The following is an 18,772-nucleotide window of genomic DNA, read 5'->3' on the forward strand; positions in this document are numbered from 1 at the left end:
CAGGTTTAGGTCCCATTTTTGAGGTGGCAATTGCAAGGGAAGTAGCAGTTTATTTCTTTGATGTTACTAACTTTTGGCGATACATATAATTAGCCGAACCTGAATTACCTGCAACGATATCTGGAAGCGAATCGCCATTAATATCTCCTACGGCAAGTGCGTAGGTTTTATCTTCTTTTTCGCCAATTTCTGCAAGCAATGTTAGTTTTCCTGAGCCGTTGTTCAAAAATACTTGGTTGTAATCTAAGTCATTAGCGATAACCACGTCACTGTCCCCATCCTTATCGAGATCGTGAATTAAAACCGCATAACTCCTGCTTTTTTCATAACTAAAAGACTGAGAAATCGTAAAGTTCCCATTCCCTTTATTTAAAATTACAGTATTTTTTTCACCAATGTTAGCCGTCACAATATCCGGTAAACCGTCATTATTCATGTCGGCAACCGCGACGCCTCGGGTATCATCCTCACCAGATCCAAAGTCTATGGATTTAACGAAATTTAAACTTCCATCGTTTAGCAATATTTTATTTTGGTCGCCGTTTCGATTAGCTTGGACTAGATCAACAAAACCATCGTCATTCATATCATGAACCACAACCGCCAGTGTTCTATCCTTTAAATTACCATAGGTTAATTGTTCATTATTTTTAGATCTTGAAGATAAATTACCTTTGCCATCATTTAAGAAAATAAGATTGGGTGTACCTCTACAATTTTCTAGAACATCTAAATCATTATCCCCATCTATATCTGCGACGGTAATACTTCGAGTGGCTGAGTGAACACTGCCGAAGCTTTTAATAACGTTGAAATTGCCACTGCCGTCATTAAAATATATCTGATTTTCAAGCCTATCATTGGGTTGAATAATGTCTAAATCACCATCAGAGTCAATGTCTGCTAGAATTGCTCTATAGGATGTCGTGTCGATATCTCCGAGCTTAACTCTACTACTAAACCCTCTATTATCAGCATTTAAATAAACATAGTTTGCCTGTGCCCAATGACGGCCATTAGACTCAACTAAGTCAATATCCCCATCATTGTCTAAGTCACCTAAAGCTACGCCGCCGGTGAAAAAGTTTTCCACAGAAATGGGGTATGCCCCTCCTCTTTTAGGATAACTAATTTTACTGTCTGCAGCACTGCTATAGAAAGAGAGTAAATTTAACGTACTGGCTAGAAATACCAAACCTAGATTGAGTCTATTTAAGTTCATAAAATATCCTGTTGATTAGTCTATAACTATCGTTTTTAAGTGTATCGGGAAAATAACATCAGTTTTAGGTGCGACTTTAAGAACATTTTCTCTAAATGGAATGAGCTTTTTATTCACATTTACCTCTTGGGAAACCCCATAAGGCCAACTAAAGGAGTCCCAATGGGTTGGGATCACAACAGGGGGCTTCCCAGTTAACTCGATTAGTCGCTCATCATAATTGTAAATATTTAGTCTAGAACCATTCACTCCTGCTAACAGAATATCAGGGGTTAGGTCTGTCATTTCACGCTGTAAGAAGTTCATTGAGCCCATAGTTAACACTGTTTTATTCTTGAACCTTGCGAGAAACATAAGTGAACCACCTTCTACAAATTGGTTTATTGTAAGTGGGGCTTTCAATTCAGTATTACCATCATACCTGCTTGAATCATGATATAGCTTATTGTTTAGAGCAGAGTGAATTGACGGCATAACACGCACAGAAAAGTTCTCAAATTGATAATCTTCTCCTCCGACAACCACATATATTTGCTCTTTTGGTACTCCATAAGCTAACAAGATCCTTTGTGTTGTCTCTGTGCCTATTATTTTGGCTCCGGTCTTTTTTGCAATATAGGGCACGTCGCCTAAGTGGTCATGGTGACTGTGATGTATTAATATATAGTCAGCATCAGTAATAAGTTTGTCTACCTGCGTCTTATCTATTGGGCCTACATCGTCACCTGAATAAACTTTACGGTCATCTCCATCAAGCTCGCGACCTTTAAGCTGCAAGCGAGATACATAAGGATCAAGAAGAACGGTAATATCTCCATCCTTAATAATCCATCCAGCAGTCCCTAAGTAAGTCATCTCTAACGAGGGGGTATTTGTCTTTTCTTCAACTGCCCCAGCACTTGTTATAAATACCAATGCGAAAGAGAAAATAAAACGGTGAAACAGATTATTAACTTTCATACTTAGTCTCTCACTTCTACAATCATTTCAATTTCAACAGATTGGCCACGAGGCAATGTAGCCATTCCTACTGCTGCCCGGGCGTGCTTTCCCTTTTCGCCAAACACTTCTACTATGAGATCCGAAAAGCCATTAATTACCGCGGGTTGTTGAATAAAGTCGGGTTCACAGTTAACCATTCCTAAAACCTTCACCACGCGAACCACCTTGTCCAAGTCACCTAACATTTCTTTCAATACCGCCATTTGATTGATGGCGGTTTGGCGAGCACCTTCGTATGCTTGTTCGATTGACACATCTTTTCCTACTTTCCCTCTCAGCTCTGTGCCATCTGGGTAGTAAGGCCCTTTGCCTGCAAGAAAGATTAAGTCGCCTGTCCTCACCCCATTTACGTAATTCGCAACTGGATTTGGCGCTGGAGGTAATGTTATTTTCAGTTCTTTCAATCGTGCTTCTGGATCATATTTTTGTTGAGCGTTAACACTACCGCTGAGCCCTATAATAGTAATAAAAGTTCCTGTAATTAGGGACTTTAAAAATTTTGAGTTTCTCATGGGCTATCCTTTCATTGTTTTATAATTAACCTCAATGTATTCGTAATCAAACACAATTGAAGTAGTTCAGAATAATAGACACTCTAGGCTTAAGATCCCCCCACAAATAATTATTCTAAAGACGCTGAATAATTTTTAACGTGACGAGAAGAAAATAACTAAAGTTAGAAATTTAAAGCTAGATGTGAATACAAAAATGAAAAAGGTAAGTTAACAAGAATTAACTTACCTTTTGAGGTTTACTACCTTGTAGGTTTAAAATCTGCCGCTTTAAAAAGAGGCTTACTTTGATAATAATTTCCATTGGTTATAACAGCAGATACTGAACGTAAATTTTCAATTTTATCTAATGGATTTTTGTCTAGTATTGCTATATCCGCCTCTTTTCCTACTTCTAGGGTACCCGTTAGTTTATCCATTCCCATCAATTGTGCAGGAACAATAGTCGCGGCTCGGATAGTGTCTAATGCTGACATTTTAGCCAATTTATGAAATGACTCTAGTTCAAGCCAAAGACTAAAAACGGGTACGACGTTATCCGTGCCTGCAATTATAGGAATCCCGGCTCGATGGAAGTGCCCAATTATATCCATAGCGATCTTATAATTCTTAATCCCTTTTTCCGTTGCTTCTGGAGAAAGACCGCTTCTGAGGCGTTTGCTTTCCCATAGTTCATAAGCAATCCTATAAGCATCTGGTTCTAACTCTTCAATTTTTGCCCCCCATTCCATTGTCCTCGCCACATCTAAGGCAACCGTTGGCTCAAGGGCGACATTATGTTCTAACAAGAACTCAGTGGCACTTGCGAGATCCTCTTGTGTAAACTCATTGTCTACCAGATAGGGCCTTTTTAATGATGATGGTTCTCTGTCTGGGTAAAGAATTTTCAAAAAGATACTATGATGGCTTAAGTGATTCATTCCCATCTCAATTCCAGCACGAATACTTGGCATTTTGGTTGGAATATGGCCGGTAATAGTCAAGCCTAATTTCTTAGCTTCATCTATCAATATTTTTGCTATATCTGGATCCATTGAGCTATATATTTTTATCTGCTTGTACCCTTTTGAATGGTACATTTGGGCAACACTTCGAGCCTCTTCAGGTGATCTAGCTCTAATCACGCCATTCCCTCTTTTACCTGCTCCATCTGTCATCCCTGCTAGTAATATATCTGGTCCAACAAGGCCCCCGGCAACAGCATCTCTAAATGCAGTCGCAAATTCTACTTCATTGCCGTTGTCACGTATGGTTGTTACTCCCGCGGCTAAATATGCTGGCGCCCACTGAACTTGATTCGAATGAGCATGCATATCCCAAAGCCCTGGAATTAAAGTTTTACCTTCTAGGTTTATCGTTTTAGCATGGCTAGGAATGACTACTTGGTTGCGTTTGCCAATATCGATTATTTTTTTGCCTTGATAAATTAAAGTCATGTCTTTCATGACGTCTTCACTAAGGCCGGTAACTATATCCGCACCAACTAATGCAGTTAATGGAGCTGTTTCTGTCTTAGTTTCTTTAGTGTATGCCACTAATTGCTTGATTTGCTCTTCTACATTTCCATCAATGAAAGTCTGTAAAGCATCTTCATACCCTTTGCGTACCATCTCTCTTATTTGAGTGTTGGCTTTTACCAGCGCCACCAAATCGCCTTGTTGGTTTAACCATATTGTTCTGCCTCCCCAATTTATTCCTGTAACAACATATCTATCGAGCATTTCCTTTTTACCATTAACAACCACTTCATCTTGCTTTGAAAACGTGACGGAAACCTCACCTCGGGGAAATGTTTGAATGGTTTTAGGTTTGCCTTTTTCTAAAAAGTAGTGATACAACATCATCTCTGCGGCTGCGGAAATGTTGCTATGAACAGGAAAAAACAACTCGGGTTTCTTAACTGTAACTGAGTCAAAATTTTTCTCAGTAAAAGTGACTGATTCAGACTTTCCATTGAAAATAAATATAGGCTGGCTTTGCTCTCCTCTCACTCTTTTACTTGAATAAAATAAGGGCTCAAGTGTATTAGTAAGATATAGCTCGCTAATGGTTCCAGATACTCGACCTCTTTCATTTTCTCCTTGTAAGGACGTAACAATTATTTTTTCTTGATCAGAAATTATCTTGTAAGTCTCTTCACCTATAAGTGACTGTCTCCTATAAATTTGAAATGAAGACTCTTCGTTAATGTTTTGCCAAGCCTTTTCTTTAGAATCATTAGCACAACTAACTAATCCTAGTGGTATGAGTATTAGAACTAATTTAGTAACTAATAAACTCAGTTTATTTTTCAACAAAAATTTCACAAATAGCCTCTTATTATTGTTAGGTGACAGGTAGCCGTTCTGAGTATTTAGCCAAAAGACTTTAACAAAACGAATACACATCAATTTAGTAAATTATAATGCATTGACACTTGAAACCTGTTTATCCCCCCTCCGTAATCAAAATCAATCATATTAGTAAGTAACAATGATAAAAATTTATTCTATGACAAGGGGGGATTTCTAAAGCTAAAGTGTCTAACAACTGAATGGGCAGGGGTACAAAGTATATTTTCGAAAAATTGTAATTCTTAATATTCATTTACTGCAGAAGATTTGCGCAAATGTTGTTACTGAAACCGTTAGTTTATCAACAAGTTGGCGTGTGCATATAGTTAATGGGTTACCTAATTTTTAAATTAAATAGATGGGATATAAAGTAAACAATGAATAATGAACGCAGAAGTATTTTAAAAATGTTATCCATAGGTGCACTTGCCCAAAGTCAGATAAGCAATGTTTTCGCAAGCTCTGCAGGAAAGGCCTTATCAGGTGTTGATTCTTCAAATCAAAAACACATAGAAGAGCTATTCAGAAAATCGATAGTTATTGATGGATTAGTTATACCAAAGGGCTGGAATCAAGATTCTTTTGAGGCATTGCCCAAATCAGGGTATACAGGGTTCGCTACTTCACTTACGTCTTACAACCTAAAACTTGCTTTAAACTCTATAAATGAGTGGCATCAAAGAATTGAGGACAATCCAAATAAATTACTTTTAGCAACAACTGCAGCAGATTTTATTAAGGCAAAAAAAGAGAATAAAACCGCGGTATTGTTTGGCTTCCAAAACTCAACCATGATTGAAAGGTCTATCGACAACATAAATCTTCTTTATGAAAAAGGCACCAGATGGATTCAGTTAACTTATAACCAGCGAAACTTGCTAGGAGATGGCTCTACTGAAAGAACCAACTCAGGGCTTTCCGATTTTGGAATTGAAGCGGTGGAGAGAATGAATGAACTAGGTATTATTGTTGATTTATCGCATTGTGGGCCAAAAACCACTGACGACGGGATTCATTTTAGTAAAGCTCCGGCTTCATGCAATCACACAATGTGCGAGGCGCTTCACAGAAATCACCCCCGAGCTAAAACAGATAAGCAAATTAAGGCATTAGCTGATAAAGGTGGAGTGGTTGGAATTATTTCGTTGGGTTATATGCTTGGGCCAAAGGTAAGAAAAGAGACTACATTGGAAACCTATATCGATCATATTGATCATGCAGTTAAGGTGGGTGGGATTGACCACGTAGGTGTTGCTTCGGATTTCGCTATTCAAGGGCTCGAAGCAACAGGTGCGACTAAAGAAAATTGGTATACCCCGAGGCTAACTCGCTTTAAACCTTCTTATAAAGTTCAGTGGCCCGCATGGATCCCTGAACTAGACGAACCAGAAAGGTTCTTAAATGTAGCTAAAGCTCTAGATAGAAGAGGCTATAGCACTGGCGATATTGAAAAGATATTAGGTCTAAACTGGCTACGCTATTTTGATGAGGTTTTAAAATAGTAAGACGTAACTATATGTGTGGCTTCTTGCATGCTAGTTTTATGTTCCGAAATGGCTAATGGATTGGCCCAAGCCTCTGGGCCATATAAACCTAAAACTACAGGCTAAACGTTAAAATGCAATCTTTTGATGACCGCCCATTTCTGCAGGAGAGATAGTAGAGCCTGAGGTTAGCTTGAGCATTTCTACTACGCCGGGGGCAACTGCCCACATTTCAGCTGATTTTAGTTCAAAGCGCATCATCAGTAATGAGCGGTCATCTCGACCTTTCTCATACCATGTTTCAACAGGTTTTGACCAATAGCGGTTAATAACCTCTTGGTTGGTTTCTTTAACCAGTAAGCCAGAAATACAAGCAAGAAAGTTATGGTCTAAGCTAGAGAACTGCGCCATAGCTGGGCCACTTTCAGCAATTCTATTATCGGTTTTGGTGTAAAAAATTGACGCCCTAAAGGACGACTTACAAATGAAAGCCCTTTATTGACTCAGTACCTGACATCAAAATTAGTTCTTACATTGATAACGCTAGAGTAACTTTATTACGACCCCAATTGATTCAAAAGTGACGTTGTCACAATTGTTGTGAACGAAGCGAATGCTCATTGCCGTAGCGATGCCTTTCTTTGAGTTTTAAGCTTTTCGTCATGAAATGACATTTTTTAGGCTAGAACCTAAATAAACCTTGTGCCTAGCGCCCAGTTTATATACAATCCGCGCCGCTTAAAACAGTCACTAACTTTAGTTCCTTGTCTCTATATAGCTTGACTGTGCTATCGAGACTACAACCGTGAGGAGCAATATGATGCGTCATTACGAAATCGTATTCATGGTTCACCCTGACCAGAGTGAACAAGTTCCAGGTATGATCGAGCGTTATACCGGAATTCTTACCCAAGAGGGTGGTCAAATTCATCGTTTAGAAGATTGGGGCCGTCGCCAGTTGGCTTACCCTATCGATAAACTTCATAAAGCACACTATGTTTTGATCAATGCTGAAGCAACTGCTGAAGCTGTTGAAGAACTAGAGACTGCTTTCCGTTTTAATGATGTTGTTTTGCGTAACCTTGTTATGCGTACCAAAGCTGCTGTTACTGAACAGTCGCCTATGGCTAAAGAAGAACGTCGTGAAAAGCGTGAAGAAAAATCATATGACAAACCTGCTGCCGCTGCTCCTGCTACAGAAGCTCCAGCTGCAGAAGAAAAAGGAGACGCATAATGGCTCGTTTTTTTAGACGTCGTAAGTTTTGTCGTTTTTCTGCAGAAGGTGCTGCTGAAATCGATTATAAAGACATCGCTATGTTAAAAAATTACATCACTGAAAGTGGTAAAATTGTACCTAGCCGTATCACTGGAACTAGCGCGAAATATCAGCGTCAGTTGTCAACTGCTATCAAGCGTGCGCGCTTCTTGGCGTTGCTTCCATATACTGATTCTCACAAGTAATCGTAGGTAGCAGAGATGGATATTATACTATTAGACAAGATCGCTAACCTAGGCGGCTTGGGTGACAAAGTCACTGTAAAATCAGGTTACGCGCGTAACTTCTTGTTCCCACAAGGTAAAGCAGTTCCCGCTACTAAAGTAAATGTAGAGAAATTTGAACAGCGCCGTGCTGAGTTGGAAGCGAAAATCGCTGAACAACACGCTGCAGCTCAAGCTCGTGCAGATAAAATCGCTGCTTTAGGTGAAGTGACTATCGCTTCTCCAGCTGGTGATGAAGGTAAATTGTTTGGTTCTGTCGGTACTCGCGACATTGCTGATGCAATTACTGCTGCTGGTGTTGAAGTAACTAAATCTGAAGTTAAATTACCTGTAGGTACTTTACGTGAAACTGGCGAATTCGATATCGATTTGCAAATTCACACAGACGTTACTGCTGTTATCAAGTTGGTTATCATTCAAGAAGCTTAATTGCTACTTGTTGTAACACTTATAAAAACACCGCTAAATTAGCGGTGTTTTTTTATGTCTGATATTCATGAATTATTGATATTTCTTTTCAAGTTTTTCTTTCCATTCGGGATCTAATCCCTCGGCATTTATTGCATTCTTTATGATGTCTTCTGCTGTTGTTTTGCCTTGTACTACTTTTAAGAACGTTGCAATACTCACACTAGGGTTCTCTCTGGAGACAAGTAAAACGTCATCGTCGATTGAAAACGAGCCTTCATTTAGTACACGGTAATACCAACCATGAATGCCATGCTTAGCGACAAATTTATCTAATCCAGGCGTACTGAATTTTTCGGAAATTTTAAAACAAGGCATTCTAGGGCCGGATACTTGTATAGTGACCGTGCCAATTTGGTATGTATCGCCAATACAAACATTCGTCTCGTTCATGGTGGTTATACTGATATTTTCGCCAATAGAGCCGACATTGGCTTTTCTATATAATAATGGGTAGTGCTTTATTATTTTTTCATAACTACTTAGGGCGTATTGGTGCAAGGCTCTTTCGGGGCCACCATGAAACCGCTTATCTACCTGTATATCACCTTCAATACCTAGCTTATTGACGATTACAGAGGTAGTAGGGTATTTGTAGATCCCCGTTAATTCACTTCTTGGCCCAATTCTTTTAAGTTGCGCCTTGTATAAACCAATAACTTTCATTACTACCCTTATTTAAAATGATTGATATGGATTGGGTGTGAAGTTCAGTCTCTCGAACCTTTATTTATTTTGCTTCTTGATAGGCATCTTTAAGCCAGTTTACGAGTTCATCATCTACCTGTTTTATATCAGTTATTTGAACTCTATGGGTGCACATCGCTCCAAATGGTCCCGATGTTTCTAACCTTTGTGTATGTGCTTTGTCATTAAACTTTAAGCCGAGGTCTATCCGTGTTTTAGTGCTGGGTTTAATCAAAGCAAATTGCCGTTGTACTTTATAGCTGACCGCTGACTTTTTGGGGGCAATAGTCACATCAGGTCCAAATTTTTGTATTGTTTGGTTGAGCTGGTTAAAGACAGCTTTTAGACTGTCTTTTCCTAAATATTGGTTAGTAATTAAATCCCCAGTACTGAATGAGGCTGCATCAGCTTCACGATATTTCAAGGTAATAAAGTTTGCAAAGCCATGGGTAACATTATGTTCCTTTTTTAAGAAGTTCATAAACTCTCCATGTTTGCTAAAGGATTGTGTTGCCAATAAAGTTTTCCACTGCTCTAAGGTTTTACCAGTCTTTTCTAATAAGTTTTGTTCCATGATTATGCCTATCTTAAGTTTTATAGAGAGTAAGTAACGAGTTTCATGGTTAGCTGCCAAGTCGAGTGCTCTAGAATACTAGCGTATTTTTTATTTGGCGTTTTAAACTTTTAGGCTTTACTCTGCGACTAATCTGTCAACTAAACAAGAGTAATACCTTACATTGACTAACCAAGGAAACGTTGTTGCTGCCGAACATAAGTTCGCCTCTAAAAGTGAGGCAGACTTAATTAAGGCGGTGCAGAACGGCGATAAACAGGCTTATAACACTTTATATTCCCAATATATTGGGCAAGTGTATGGGTTATGTTATCGACTAACCGGTGAAAAAACCTTGGCCGAAGATGCAGCCCAAGAGGTCTTTATACAGTTGTGGAGAAAAATAGGTAACTTTAGGGGGCAGAGTAAGTTTTCTACTTGGTTACATACAGTGACGTCTAACGTCACGATTTCTTACATTCGTAGGCAAAAAGGCTGGTTACAAAAGATGTTTAACATCGAAGATTCAGCCGCGATGAATGAAGAGGCTGAAGGGTCAAGTGCAAGTGTTGATTTAGAAAGTTATGTCGTTAGGCTTCCTGAGCGAGCGCGAATTGTATTTGTATTACATGCTATTGAAGGCTATCGCCACGAAGAGATAGCAGCAATGACTGATATGGCAGTTGGTTCGAGTAAATCCCAGTTTCATCGGGCTAAGCAACTGCTAAAGGAGTGGATGAGCAATGAATAACGCTAATTTTGACAAAAGCCTCGGAGAACAAATTAATGCTCTTAAAAAAGAAAAGCAACCCGAAAGAGACTTATGGACCGGTATTGAGTTAGCTATTTCTAAAGAAACCCATGAAAGCGATTTATTTAAAACAAATAGTGGACGAAAGCAGTTTCAGTGGGTAGCAGGTATAGCGTTTTTAGGTTTAGTTGGCTGGTTGACGTTTAGCCCACAGGTTGAGCTGTTAACTGGAGATGATTTGGTTGCTTCGTTAAGCGCACAACACGAACAACAAAAACACGAACTGCTAGTAAAATTACAAAGCCAGCCTGCGTTGACAGAGAATTGGCAAGACCAACTTGCAGAGTTAGATGATGCGGCAAATGCGATTAAATTGGCGTTAGAAAACGACCCAAATAATATGGCGCTATTAAAGATGTTACAAAGCGTGCATCAACAACAAATTAGTCTTATTGAGCGAGTACATTCGCCAAAATGGTCACAAATTTAAGCTGTAAAGTTTAAGGAGTAATAAATGAATAAATTAATTATAGGTGTAATGGTCTGTTGCTTAAGCATAACTGCTTGGGCTTCTGAGCTGGTAGACCGCACTGTAGATGTAGATGAAGATGCATTTATAAAAATTGAGCATGTTAATGGTGAGGCAACGATAAAAGGCTGGGATAAAAACCAAGTATTAGTCAGAGGCACCTTAAGCAAACATACTGACCGATTTATTTTTAAGCATGATAATGATGAAGTTTTGATTGAGGTCAAAGTTAAAGCTAAAAGCCTCAGACGATGGAATAAATGGGAAGAAAATGCTGGTGACAAACTTGAAATTTTTGTGCCTTATCAAAGTAGAATCAAATATAACTCAATGAATGCAGATGTAGATGTAGAGAGCATAAGCGGGGGGGTCTCTATAGAAACTATTAACGGTAATATGGAGGTTGCAAAGTTAGCAGGGCGCATTCACTTACAATCGGTCAATGGGGATGTAACTGCGAAAGAGTTAGCTGGAGACGTTAATGTAGAAACTGTTAATGGTGATATCTACTCTACAAATTCAGATGGAAGGGAAGATCGGTATGATTCAGTGAATGGTGATATTGAGGTGAAAAGTAGCAGTCATGAAATTAATGTAGGAACCGTTAATGGCGATATCAAATTGGATCTTGGGGAGATATCGCAATTAAATGTAAGTACTGTTAATGGTGATATTGATGCCAGCCTCAGCCTGAAAAAGAACGGTGATATTGATGCTTACTCGGTTGGTGGGGGAATTAACTTAAACTTTCAAAAAGAAGTCTCAGCAAGGTTTGATATCCAAGCCCATGCCGGTGGGTCTATTAGTAATTTATTATCAGATGACAAAATGCAGAAAGCTAAGTACGGCCCAAGTCGTTGGTTAGAGTTTTCTGTGAATGGAGGCCATGGTGCAGTGGATATTTCTACAGTGAGTGGCAGAGTAAAACTAAGTACAAAATAATTAAGTCGACTAATAAAGGGTGGGTTATTAGCGGTGAGCTGTTCTTAAGCTGACCGCTGCACAGAGATGTTCGCGAGGCCTATCAGAGCTTCTTTATAATCAGAATCAGGAACTGGCTGTAAGGCATCAATAGCTTGTTCTGATGCCTTAACTGCTAAATTTTTAGTATATTCTAAAGAGCCTGCTTGTTGCATTGCCGCCATTATCTCATCAAAGTGTTGCATACCATCACCAGTTTCAATGGCTTGTTTTATCATACTGGCTTGCGCATCGTTGCCATTCCACATTGCATGTAACAGTGGCAAGGTTGGCTTGCCTTCTGCTAGGTCATCACCCACATTTTTACCCATTTCATCTGGGTCGGCATCGTAGTCAAGTACATCATCAATAAGTTGAAAGGCTGTACCTAAGTATTTGCCATAGTTTTGCATAGCGATTTCAATTTCTTTGGGCTGCTCAGCTAGTACTGCGGCCAATAAAGTCGCCGCTTCAAATAAGCGTGCCGTTTTACTATATATAACCTGCATGTAATTTTCTTCTGTGGTGTCTGGATCATTGCAGTTCATTAACTGTAATACTTCACCTTCAGAAATCACATTAGTGGCATCCGATAAAATTTCCATTACTCGAATTCTTTTTAGACTGACCATCATCTGAAAAGAGCGGGTATATAAAAAGTCTCCTACCAGCACACTGGCTTGATTACCAAACACTGCATTGGCGGTTTCTTTACCACGGCGCATAGTGGATTCATCAACCACATCGTCATGGAGTAAAGTCGCAGTGTGTATAAACTCAATTATAGTCGCTAACGTATGATGTTGTTGATTAGGAATGTTAACCGCATTTGCTGCAAGTACCGTTATCAATGGCCGTAAGCGTTTTCCACCACTATTAACTATGTAGAATCCGAGTTGATTGATCAGTGAAACATCAGAGTTGACTTGCTGTTGAATTAACTCATTTACAGCCATCATATCTTGATGCGCTAGGTTATTGATGTCTTCTAATTTCATGCCTTCACTTTTTTGATTAAGCTTAAGTATCCATACGGTTAAATTCGCAAAAGGATTCTACAGAATTTTAGTAGGGTATCCAGTCACACTTAAACATATATGTCACAATAATGCAGGGGAAACGTAAAACGATTGTTATTTAATCAAATTAATTAAAAAATGGACTTGCTTGGTGATATAGCTTCACGTACAATTCGCGCCCTGTTTTTGAATATATAGTGTCAAGAGACACAGAGCGGAGTTTAATTATGTACGCGGTTTTCCAAAGTGGTGGCAAACAACACCGTGTGGCTGAAGGCCAAACCGTTCGCCTAGAAAAAATCGAAGTGGCTCCTGGTGAGTCAGTTGAATTCGATGATATTTTAATGGTGAGCAATGGTGACGATATTAAGATTGGTACACCTTTTGTTAATGGTGGAAAGGTTACTGCTGAAGTAGTAACTCATGGACGTGGCGAAAAAGTAAAAATCGTTAAGTTCCGTCGTCGTAAGCATTCACGTACCCAAATGGGTCACCGTCAGTGGTTCACAGAAGTGAAAATCACTGGCATTAGCGCTTAATAGGAGTAATTACAAATGGCACATAAAAAAGCTGGTGGTAGTACTAACAACGGCCGTGATTCAGAAAGTAAACGTTTAGGTGTTAAGCGTTACGGTGGTGAGTCTGTATTAGCTGGTAACATTATTGTTCGTCAACGTGGTACTAAATTCCACGCTGGTAACAACATGGGTATCGGTAAAGACCATACTTTATTTGCTTTATCTGATGGTAAAGTTCAATTTGAAGTTAAAGGTCCAAAAAATCGCAAATTTGTGAGCATTGTTGCTGAATAAGTAATAAGTGTATTATTTTTAAAAGCCCCGCTTTATGCGGGGTTTTTTATTTGAATTGTATAAATTGTGTTCAACTTGCTTTAAAGTTTTACAACAATACTGGTTTAGGTAGTTTGATTATCAAGGTGTTAAGTAAGTCATGAAATTTGTAGATGAAGCTGATATCCGCGTTGAAGCTGGTGATGGTGGCAATGGCGTAGTGGGTTTTCGCCGAGAAAAATATGTCCCTGATGGTGGTCCAGATGGCGGTGACGGTGGTGATGGTGGTAGTGTCTATTTAGTCGCAGACGAAAACTTAAATACTTTGATTGATTACCGTTTTGAGCGTTTTCATCGTGCTGAGCGAGGTAAAAACGGTCAAAGTGCGAATTGTACAGGTAGAGGTGGCTCTGACTTAGAAGTTAAGGTCCCAGTAGGTACACGAGCTACAGACAGTGACACTGGTGAAGTCTTAGGTGACTTGACCAAACACTTGCAACGCATGAAAGTTGCTCAAGGTGGGTATCATGGTTTAGGTAATGCGCGCTTTAAAACTAGTACTAACCGAGCGCCTAGACAAAAAACAAATGGTACACCAGGCGAAATCAGAAACTTAAGATTAGAGTTAATGCTGTTGGCCGATGTTGGTTTATTAGGTATGCCAAATGCGGGTAAGTCGACTTTTATTCGAAGTGTTTCTGCTGCTAAACCTAAAGTAGCCGATTATCCTTTTACAACCTTAGTACCTAATTTAGGTGTGGTACGTTTGGATGCAATGAGTAGCTTTGTTATTGCTGATATTCCAGGACTAATTGAAGGTGCGGCGGAAGGTGCCGGGCTTGGTATACAATTTCTCAAACATTTAGAGCGTTGCCGAGTATTGTTACATTTAGTTGATTTAATGCCTGCCAATGGTACTGACCCTGTGGATAACGCTAAGGCTATTGTTGCTGAGTTAGAAAAGTACAGCCCTAAATTGGCCGCTAAACCTCGTTGGTTAGTCTTCAATAAAGTTGACTTGATGTTAGAAGATGAGGCTGAAGCCGAGTGCGAGCGTATAGCCAAGGCTATAGGTTGGGAAGGCGAGTATTACCAAATTTCAGCGTTTCAGAAACTCGGAACTCAAGAGCTATGTCATCATGCAATGGACTTTATTGATACATTACCTGAAGAAGTAGAAGAAGCGCCAACCGATGATGGTTTTAAGTGGGACACCCCGCAAAAGGATTCATTTGAAGCAGGTTATGCAAGTGACGAAGACGATTTTGATGATGACGACGATGACTTCGATGGCGATGATGATTTCGAAGTGATTTATACTAAAGAATAACTCCTACCGAGCCCTTTGAGCAGAAGGGGGGAGTTTATGTATAACTTACCCCTTTTATCCTGATAAATTCAAAAGTGTAAAATACTCATGATACAAGTTTCAATGATTGCCGCTATGGCTAACGATCGAGTGATAGGTTTGAATAATACTATGCCTTGGCATCTTCCCGCCGATCTTAAGCATTTCAAAAAAGTGACGCTGGGCAAACCTATAGTAATGGGTAGAAAAACTTATGAGTCGATTGGAAAAGCATTACCAGGGCGTTTGAATATTGTGGTGAGTTCAGATCCTGTTTTTACTTTACCCGACGCTACTGTCGTGAATAGTTGTGAACAAGCTATCGAAGTGGCAAAGGGTCATAGTCAAGCTGAGGAGATAACCAACCCAGAAGTAATGATTATAGGTGGCGGTACCATTTATCAGCATTTTTTACCTTTATGTCATCGCCTTTACTTAACTCATATTGACTTAGCGGTCGCAGGAGATACTTATTTCCCAGACTATAGAGCTAATTACTCATGGGTAGAGGAGAGTATAGAGTCGTTCGACAGTGATGATAAAAATCCTTATTCACATCATTTCATTAATCTTGTGAAACAGGCTGAACTGGTTTAGACAGCAATAACGTAAACGTGTAAATGTAACCATAGATAGCTGTAATGATTATACTAGGCGCCACTGTTAGCCATAAATTAGGTGTTTGGTTGGCTATATTGACAGTAATAGCAATCGCACCTTGAATTCCTATGGGGAGTAAGGGGGCGAAAGCAGCACCCGGTAAAGAATTATTGCTTAAATAGGTTGCTGACTTATCTAATATGCTTTTGAATGTTTTAAATATAGCTATATTCTGTTTTGTTCTTGAATGGACAGTACAGATTATTGGAACGATAAAAACTAAAGAAACATAACTCTTTTCAAATTTCCCTACCGTTTTTTCTAAAATAAAAGTAAATAGAATAGTGATAGTTGCACTCAGAGAGCCCTGCACAAAGGCAGACCTTAGTAATACATTTACATTATCAGTGACTAAACTATTTGCCCAATATGACCATGCAAAATAAAATACAAAAGATATGATGGCTGAAAGCGCTAATCGGACATTGGACGACATTAATGTATTGCCTCTTATTCGAAGTAAGTGAGTATCTTACAATGGAAACTTGTGAACTAATACGATACATGACTGCATTTTGCGTTACACTTTTCGCTCATAATAAACTTGGAGTGTCTAAATGGCTAATGTGACTTTAAAAGGTAATGTTTTTCAAACAGTTGGTGAACTGCCTTTAGTGGGGGAACAAGCCCCTAATTTTACTTTGGTAGAAACTGATTTATCAGAAACAAGCTTAGCAGATTATGCGGGGGCAAAATTGATTTTGAACATTTTCCCCTCTGTAGATACGGGTGTTTGTGCCACATCAATTCGTACATTTAATGAAAAGGCGACTGAGTTAGATAGCACCAAAGTACTGTGTGTTTCTGCTGATTTACCATTTGCTGGAGCTAGATTTTGCGGAGCTGAAGGTATTGAAAATGTTGCTACTGTTTCTAGCTTTAGAAGCGATTTTGGTACTGATTATGGAGTGGCTTTTACTACTGGCCCATTAAGTGGTTTGTTATCTCGTAGTGTTGTTGTGATAGATGAGGAAGGTAAGGTTTTATATACCGAGCAGGTTTCTGAAACTACTGAAGAGCCAAATTACGAAGCTGCAATAGCTGTTCTATAGCTTTTTCTAGTTATAAAAAAAGCCTCATTTGAGGCTTTTTTATTGTCTTTTTGTTAGGTCAGCTTATTAAATATAGCTTCTAAGTTTAACCCTTGATGGCCCAGCATATCTTTTAGTCTTCGTAATGCTTCTACTTGAATTTGACGCACTCTTTCTCTTGTTAAGCCAATTTCTAAACCTACATTTTCTAGGGTTGATGGCTCATAGCCTAATAATCCAAATCGCCTAGCTAAAACTTCTCTTTGTTTAGGGTTAAGTTCTTGCAACCATTTAACTATGTTTAGTTTCATTCCTGAATCTTGCAAACACTCTTCTGGTCCATCTGCTTTTTCATCTGCTATGAGGTCGAGCAAAGCCTTGTCATTTTCTCCACCAATGGGTGAGTCGACAGAAGTAATCCTTTCATTTAAACGCAGCATTTTTGTGACATCTTTGACTGGTTTATCTAGCGCTTCTGCGATTTCTTCAGCGGTAGGTTCATGATCTAATTTCTGGGATAACTCTCGAGCGGCTCTTAAGTAAACATTAAGTTCTTTGACAATGTGAATGGGTAATCGAATAGTTCTAGTTTGATTCATAATAGCCCGTTCAATTGTCTGTCTAATCCACCAAGTAGCATAAGTTGAAAACCTAAACCCTCTTTCTGGATCAAACTTCTCAACAGCGCGGATTAGACCAAGGTTACCTTCTTCAACGAGATCGAGGAGAGCTAATCCTCTATTGTTGTAACGCCTTGAAATTTTAACGACTAATCGTAAATTACTGACTATCATGCGTTTTCGCGCTGCTTCATCACCTTTCAAGGCTCTCCTTGAAAAGTAGACTTCTTCTTCAGCTGATAATAATGGTGAGAACCCAATTTCACCTAAATATAGCTGGGTAGCATCAAGGTTTTTGGGGGTATCTTCTAGGTTAACTAGTTCTTCTTTCGCTTGCCCTTTACTACTTTTTATATCATCGGGTAGTTCGAGCTCTATATCTTTAACTGCACTTTCTTCAGCTGTGTCTAATTGATCTTGTTTCATAATGTTGACTCCTCAATATTGTGTTTTGGTCTCCTTTTTTCAATTATTATTATTTATAGTTATTATCGTTTGGGTAGATAACGCAAAGGATTAACAGATTTTCCTTTGTATCTCACTTCAAAATGAAGCTTGACCTTATCGGTCCCGCTCTTACCCATAGTGGCGATTTTATCGCCTAATTTTATCCATTGTTGTTCTTTAACCAAAATTGTGTCGTTGTGAGCGTAGGCTGTTAAATAAGCTTCAGAATGTTTAATTATGACTAACTTCCCGAAACCTCGTAAAGCATCGCCAGTGTAAACAACTTTTCCATCAGCTGCCGCTAAAATAGAAGCACCACGTTTGCCACTAAAGTCTAAGCCTTTATTGCCCTCATCTTTAGAAGAGAAGCCTCTAGAGATTATACTTTTCGTTGGCCAAGACCAATTTTTAACTTGGTCAGGAAACTTACCTGTTAAAACTTGCGCTGAGCTTTTGTTAACAATTTCTTCACTTTTACCATACGCTTGCTTTTTAGGTGGGTCAATAGCTTGTTTCTTAATTTTTTGTGGGGAAGTAGTCGTTATTTTAGTTATTTTGTTAGGGTTTGTTTTTTTACCCTTGCTTAACCGCAATCGTTGGCCTGGATATATATTGTAGGGTGAGCTTATTTTATTTAGTTTCGCTAGATCTCTATAATCTTGGCCGCTATACCAAGCGATAGAGAATAGGGTGTCGCCAGTTTGTACTTTATAATATTTTCCTTCATACCCTTGTTTTTCAAAGTCTTTGTAGGTTTTACCTTGATATAACTCTACAACAGGAGCGGGTGTTTTTCTGCTACTGCAGCTCCAAAGAAAAATACTAACAAAAAGCAATAGACATCCCAGATTGGCA

Annotated in this window: 23 protein-coding genes; 12 read left to right on the forward strand and 11 right to left on the reverse strand. The window is 39.0% G+C overall.

Annotated features, from left to right (window positions below; all coding sequences use genetic code 11):
• Positions 1-49: 49 nt before the first annotated feature.
• The 4 genes from ABJE44_RS16365 to ABJE44_RS16380 form a co-directional block, all read right to left on the reverse strand.
• Positions 50-1,222, reverse strand: coding sequence for a VCBS repeat-containing protein (locus ABJE44_RS16365; RefSeq protein ID WP_348112645.1), 1,173 nt, complete (start codon positions 1,220-1,222; stop codon positions 50-52).
• Positions 1,223-1,237: 15 nt separating this feature from the next.
• Entirely contained in the window at positions 1,238-2,182 is a 945-nt protein-coding gene (locus ABJE44_RS16370) for an MBL fold metallo-hydrolase (RefSeq protein WP_348112646.1), read from the reverse strand.
• A gap of 2 nt (positions 2,183-2,184) precedes the next feature.
• Positions 2,185-2,736 carry a RidA family protein gene (locus tag ABJE44_RS16375; protein ID WP_133471987.1) on the reverse strand — a complete coding sequence of 184 codons (552 nt, stop codon included), beginning with the start codon at positions 2,734-2,736 and terminating at the stop codon, positions 2,185-2,187.
• Positions 2,737-2,978: 242 nt separating this feature from the next.
• Positions 2,979-5,042 carry an amidohydrolase family protein gene (locus tag ABJE44_RS16380; RefSeq protein WP_348112647.1) on the reverse strand — a complete coding sequence of 688 codons (2,064 nt, stop codon included), beginning with the start codon at positions 5,040-5,042 and terminating at the stop codon, positions 2,979-2,981.
• 404 nt (positions 5,043-5,446) lie between these two features.
• On the opposite strand from ABJE44_RS16380, the gene ABJE44_RS16385 reads away from it, so the two are divergent.
• Positions 5,447-6,571 carry a membrane dipeptidase gene (locus ABJE44_RS16385; RefSeq protein ID WP_348112648.1) on the forward strand — a complete coding sequence of 375 codons (1,125 nt, stop codon included), beginning with the start codon at positions 5,447-5,449 and terminating at the stop codon, positions 6,569-6,571.
• Between the two features lie 111 nt (positions 6,572-6,682).
• Here the strand turns inward: ABJE44_RS16385 and ABJE44_RS16390 are convergent, their stop codons facing one another.
• Complete coding sequence (locus tag ABJE44_RS16390; RefSeq protein ID WP_348112725.1) at positions 6,683-7,039, reverse strand: pyridoxamine 5'-phosphate oxidase family protein; 357 nt, start codon at positions 7,037-7,039, stop codon at positions 6,683-6,685.
• A 334-nt stretch (positions 7,040-7,373) separates the two neighbouring features.
• Between ABJE44_RS16390 and rpsF the strand changes: the two genes are divergently transcribed.
• From rpsF to rplI, 3 genes are read left to right on the forward strand one after another with little or no spacing between them, the layout of a single operon-like run.
• The gene (gene rpsF, locus ABJE44_RS16395; RefSeq protein WP_133471477.1) at positions 7,374-7,787 is read left to right on the forward strand and encodes a 30S ribosomal protein S6; all 414 of its coding nucleotides are present in this window, start codon (positions 7,374-7,376) and stop codon (positions 7,785-7,787) included.
• Positions 7,787-8,014: a 30S ribosomal protein S18 gene (gene rpsR, locus ABJE44_RS16400; RefSeq protein WP_133471395.1), complete on the forward strand. Its 228-nt coding sequence runs from the start codon at positions 7,787-7,789 to the stop codon at positions 8,012-8,014. Before rpsF ends, rpsR begins: the two co-directional genes overlap by 1 nt.
• Before the next feature lie 15 nt (positions 8,015-8,029).
• Positions 8,030-8,482, forward strand: coding sequence for a 50S ribosomal protein L9 (gene rplI, locus ABJE44_RS16405; protein WP_348112649.1), 453 nt, complete (start codon positions 8,030-8,032; stop codon positions 8,480-8,482).
• Between the two features lie 72 nt (positions 8,483-8,554).
• On the opposite strand, the gene ABJE44_RS16410 is transcribed toward rplI, so the two are convergent.
• A complete protein-coding gene (locus tag ABJE44_RS16410) occupies positions 8,555-9,187 on the reverse strand; it encodes an MOSC domain-containing protein (RefSeq protein WP_348112650.1) in 633 nt (210 codons plus the stop codon).
• Positions 9,188-9,251: 64 nt separating this feature from the next.
• The gene (locus ABJE44_RS16415) at positions 9,252-9,782 is read right to left on the reverse strand and encodes a DUF5655 domain-containing protein (protein ID WP_348112651.1); all 531 of its coding nucleotides are present in this window, start codon (positions 9,780-9,782) and stop codon (positions 9,252-9,254) included.
• Positions 9,783-9,945: 163 nt separating this feature from the next.
• Here ABJE44_RS16415 and ABJE44_RS16420 point away from each other — a divergent pair, with 163 nt between their 5' ends.
• The 3 genes from ABJE44_RS16420 to ABJE44_RS16430 are packed head-to-tail and all read left to right on the forward strand — an operon-like array spanning position 9,946 to position 11,983.
• Positions 9,946-10,512 (forward strand): RNA polymerase sigma factor, encoded by a 567-nt coding sequence (locus tag ABJE44_RS16420; RefSeq protein ID WP_348112652.1) that lies wholly within the window; start codon positions 9,946-9,948, stop codon positions 10,510-10,512.
• Positions 10,505-11,002, forward strand: coding sequence for a hypothetical protein (locus ABJE44_RS16425; protein ID WP_348112653.1), 498 nt, complete (start codon positions 10,505-10,507; stop codon positions 11,000-11,002). The genes ABJE44_RS16420 and ABJE44_RS16425 overlap by 8 nt, the downstream gene beginning before the upstream one ends.
• Positions 11,003-11,026: 24 nt before the next feature.
• Positions 11,027-11,983 carry a DUF4097 family beta strand repeat-containing protein gene (locus ABJE44_RS16430; protein ID WP_348112654.1) on the forward strand — a complete coding sequence of 319 codons (957 nt, stop codon included), beginning with the start codon at positions 11,027-11,029 and terminating at the stop codon, positions 11,981-11,983.
• Between the two features lie 44 nt (positions 11,984-12,027).
• Here ABJE44_RS16430 and ispB read toward each other — a convergent pair whose 3' ends face one another.
• Entirely contained in the window at positions 12,028-12,999 is a 972-nt protein-coding gene (gene ispB / locus ABJE44_RS16435; RefSeq protein WP_348112655.1) for an octaprenyl diphosphate synthase, read from the reverse strand.
• A 248-nt stretch (positions 13,000-13,247) separates the two neighbouring features.
• On the opposite strand from ispB, the gene rplU reads away from it, so the two are divergent.
• From rplU to folA, 4 genes are all read left to right on the forward strand, one after another.
• Complete coding sequence (rplU, locus tag ABJE44_RS16440) at positions 13,248-13,559, forward strand: 50S ribosomal protein L21 (RefSeq protein ID WP_133471403.1); 312 nt, start codon at positions 13,248-13,250, stop codon at positions 13,557-13,559.
• 15 nt (positions 13,560-13,574) lie between these two features.
• Entirely contained in the window at positions 13,575-13,832 is a 258-nt protein-coding gene (rpmA, locus tag ABJE44_RS16445; RefSeq protein WP_133471404.1) for a 50S ribosomal protein L27, read from the forward strand.
• Positions 13,833-13,971: 139 nt separating this feature from the next.
• On the forward strand, positions 13,972-15,141 hold the full coding sequence (gene cgtA, locus ABJE44_RS16450; RefSeq protein ID WP_348112656.1) for an Obg family GTPase CgtA: 1,170 nt from the start codon (positions 13,972-13,974) through the stop codon (positions 15,139-15,141).
• 102 nt (positions 15,142-15,243) lie between these two features.
• Positions 15,244-15,756, forward strand: coding sequence for a type 3 dihydrofolate reductase (folA, locus tag ABJE44_RS16455; RefSeq protein WP_348120841.1), 513 nt, complete (start codon positions 15,244-15,246; stop codon positions 15,754-15,756).
• Here the strand turns inward: folA and ABJE44_RS16460 are convergent.
• Entirely contained in the window at positions 15,725-16,255 is a 531-nt protein-coding gene (locus tag ABJE44_RS16460; RefSeq protein ID WP_348112658.1) for a hypothetical protein, read from the reverse strand. The genes folA and ABJE44_RS16460 overlap by 32 nt on opposite strands.
• A gap of 121 nt (positions 16,256-16,376) precedes the next feature.
• Here ABJE44_RS16460 and tpx point away from each other — a divergent pair, with 121 nt between their 5' ends.
• Complete coding sequence (gene tpx / locus ABJE44_RS16465) at positions 16,377-16,871, forward strand: thiol peroxidase (RefSeq protein ID WP_348112659.1); 495 nt, start codon at positions 16,377-16,379, stop codon at positions 16,869-16,871.
• A gap of 53 nt (positions 16,872-16,924) precedes the next feature.
• On the opposite strand, the gene rpoS is transcribed toward tpx, so the two are convergent.
• Positions 16,925-17,896: an RNA polymerase sigma factor RpoS gene (gene rpoS, locus ABJE44_RS16470; RefSeq protein WP_348112660.1), complete on the reverse strand. Its 972-nt coding sequence runs from the start codon at positions 17,894-17,896 to the stop codon at positions 16,925-16,927.
• Between the two features lie 62 nt (positions 17,897-17,958).
• Positions 17,959-18,753: a peptidoglycan DD-metalloendopeptidase family protein gene (locus tag ABJE44_RS16475; protein ID WP_348112661.1), complete on the reverse strand. Its 795-nt coding sequence runs from the start codon at positions 18,751-18,753 to the stop codon at positions 17,959-17,961.
• Positions 18,754-18,772 lie beyond the last annotated feature (19 nt).

Source organism: Paraglaciecola sp., from assembly GCF_039942875.1.
Taxonomy (GTDB): domain Bacteria; phylum Pseudomonadota; class Gammaproteobacteria; order Enterobacterales; family Alteromonadaceae; genus Paraglaciecola.

Coding starts and splice junctions, on each gene's coding strand:
- ABJE44_RS16365 (WP_348112645.1), bottom strand. CDS start 1,222: ATGAACTTAAATAGACTCAATCTAGGTTTGGTATTTCTAGCCAGTACG.
- ABJE44_RS16370 (WP_348112646.1), bottom strand. CDS start 2,182: ATGAAAGTTAATAATCTGTTTCACCGTTTTATTTTCTCTTTCGCATTG.
- ABJE44_RS16375 (WP_133471987.1), bottom strand. CDS start 2,736: ATGAGAAACTCAAAATTTTTAAAGTCCCTAATTACAGGAACTTTTATT.
- ABJE44_RS16385 (WP_348112648.1), top strand. CDS start 5,447: ATGAATAATGAACGCAGAAGTATTTTAAAAATGTTATCCATAGGTGCA.
- rpsF (WP_133471477.1), top strand. CDS start 7,374: ATGCGTCATTACGAAATCGTATTCATGGTTCACCCTGACCAGAGTGAA.
- rpsR (WP_133471395.1), top strand. CDS start 7,787: ATGGCTCGTTTTTTTAGACGTCGTAAGTTTTGTCGTTTTTCTGCAGAA.
- rplI (WP_348112649.1), top strand. CDS start 8,030: ATGGATATTATACTATTAGACAAGATCGCTAACCTAGGCGGCTTGGGT.
- ABJE44_RS16410 (WP_348112650.1), bottom strand. CDS start 9,187: ATGAAAGTTATTGGTTTATACAAGGCGCAACTTAAAAGAATTGGGCCA.
- ABJE44_RS16415 (WP_348112651.1), bottom strand. CDS start 9,782: ATGGAACAAAACTTATTAGAAAAGACTGGTAAAACCTTAGAGCAGTGG.
- ABJE44_RS16425 (WP_348112653.1), top strand. CDS start 10,505: ATGAATAACGCTAATTTTGACAAAAGCCTCGGAGAACAAATTAATGCT.
- ABJE44_RS16430 (WP_348112654.1), top strand. CDS start 11,027: ATGAATAAATTAATTATAGGTGTAATGGTCTGTTGCTTAAGCATAACT.
- ispB (WP_348112655.1), bottom strand. CDS start 12,999: ATGAAATTAGAAGACATCAATAACCTAGCGCATCAAGATATGATGGCT.
- rplU (WP_133471403.1), top strand. CDS start 13,248: ATGTACGCGGTTTTCCAAAGTGGTGGCAAACAACACCGTGTGGCTGAA.
- rpmA (WP_133471404.1), top strand. CDS start 13,575: ATGGCACATAAAAAAGCTGGTGGTAGTACTAACAACGGCCGTGATTCA.
- cgtA (WP_348112656.1), top strand. CDS start 13,972: ATGAAATTTGTAGATGAAGCTGATATCCGCGTTGAAGCTGGTGATGGT.
- folA (WP_348120841.1), top strand. CDS start 15,244: ATGATTGCCGCTATGGCTAACGATCGAGTGATAGGTTTGAATAATACT.
- ABJE44_RS16460 (WP_348112658.1), bottom strand. CDS start 16,255: ATGTCGTCCAATGTCCGATTAGCGCTTTCAGCCATCATATCTTTTGTA.
- tpx (WP_348112659.1), top strand. CDS start 16,377: ATGGCTAATGTGACTTTAAAAGGTAATGTTTTTCAAACAGTTGGTGAA.
- rpoS (WP_348112660.1), bottom strand. CDS start 17,896: ATGAAACAAGATCAATTAGACACAGCTGAAGAAAGTGCAGTTAAAGAT.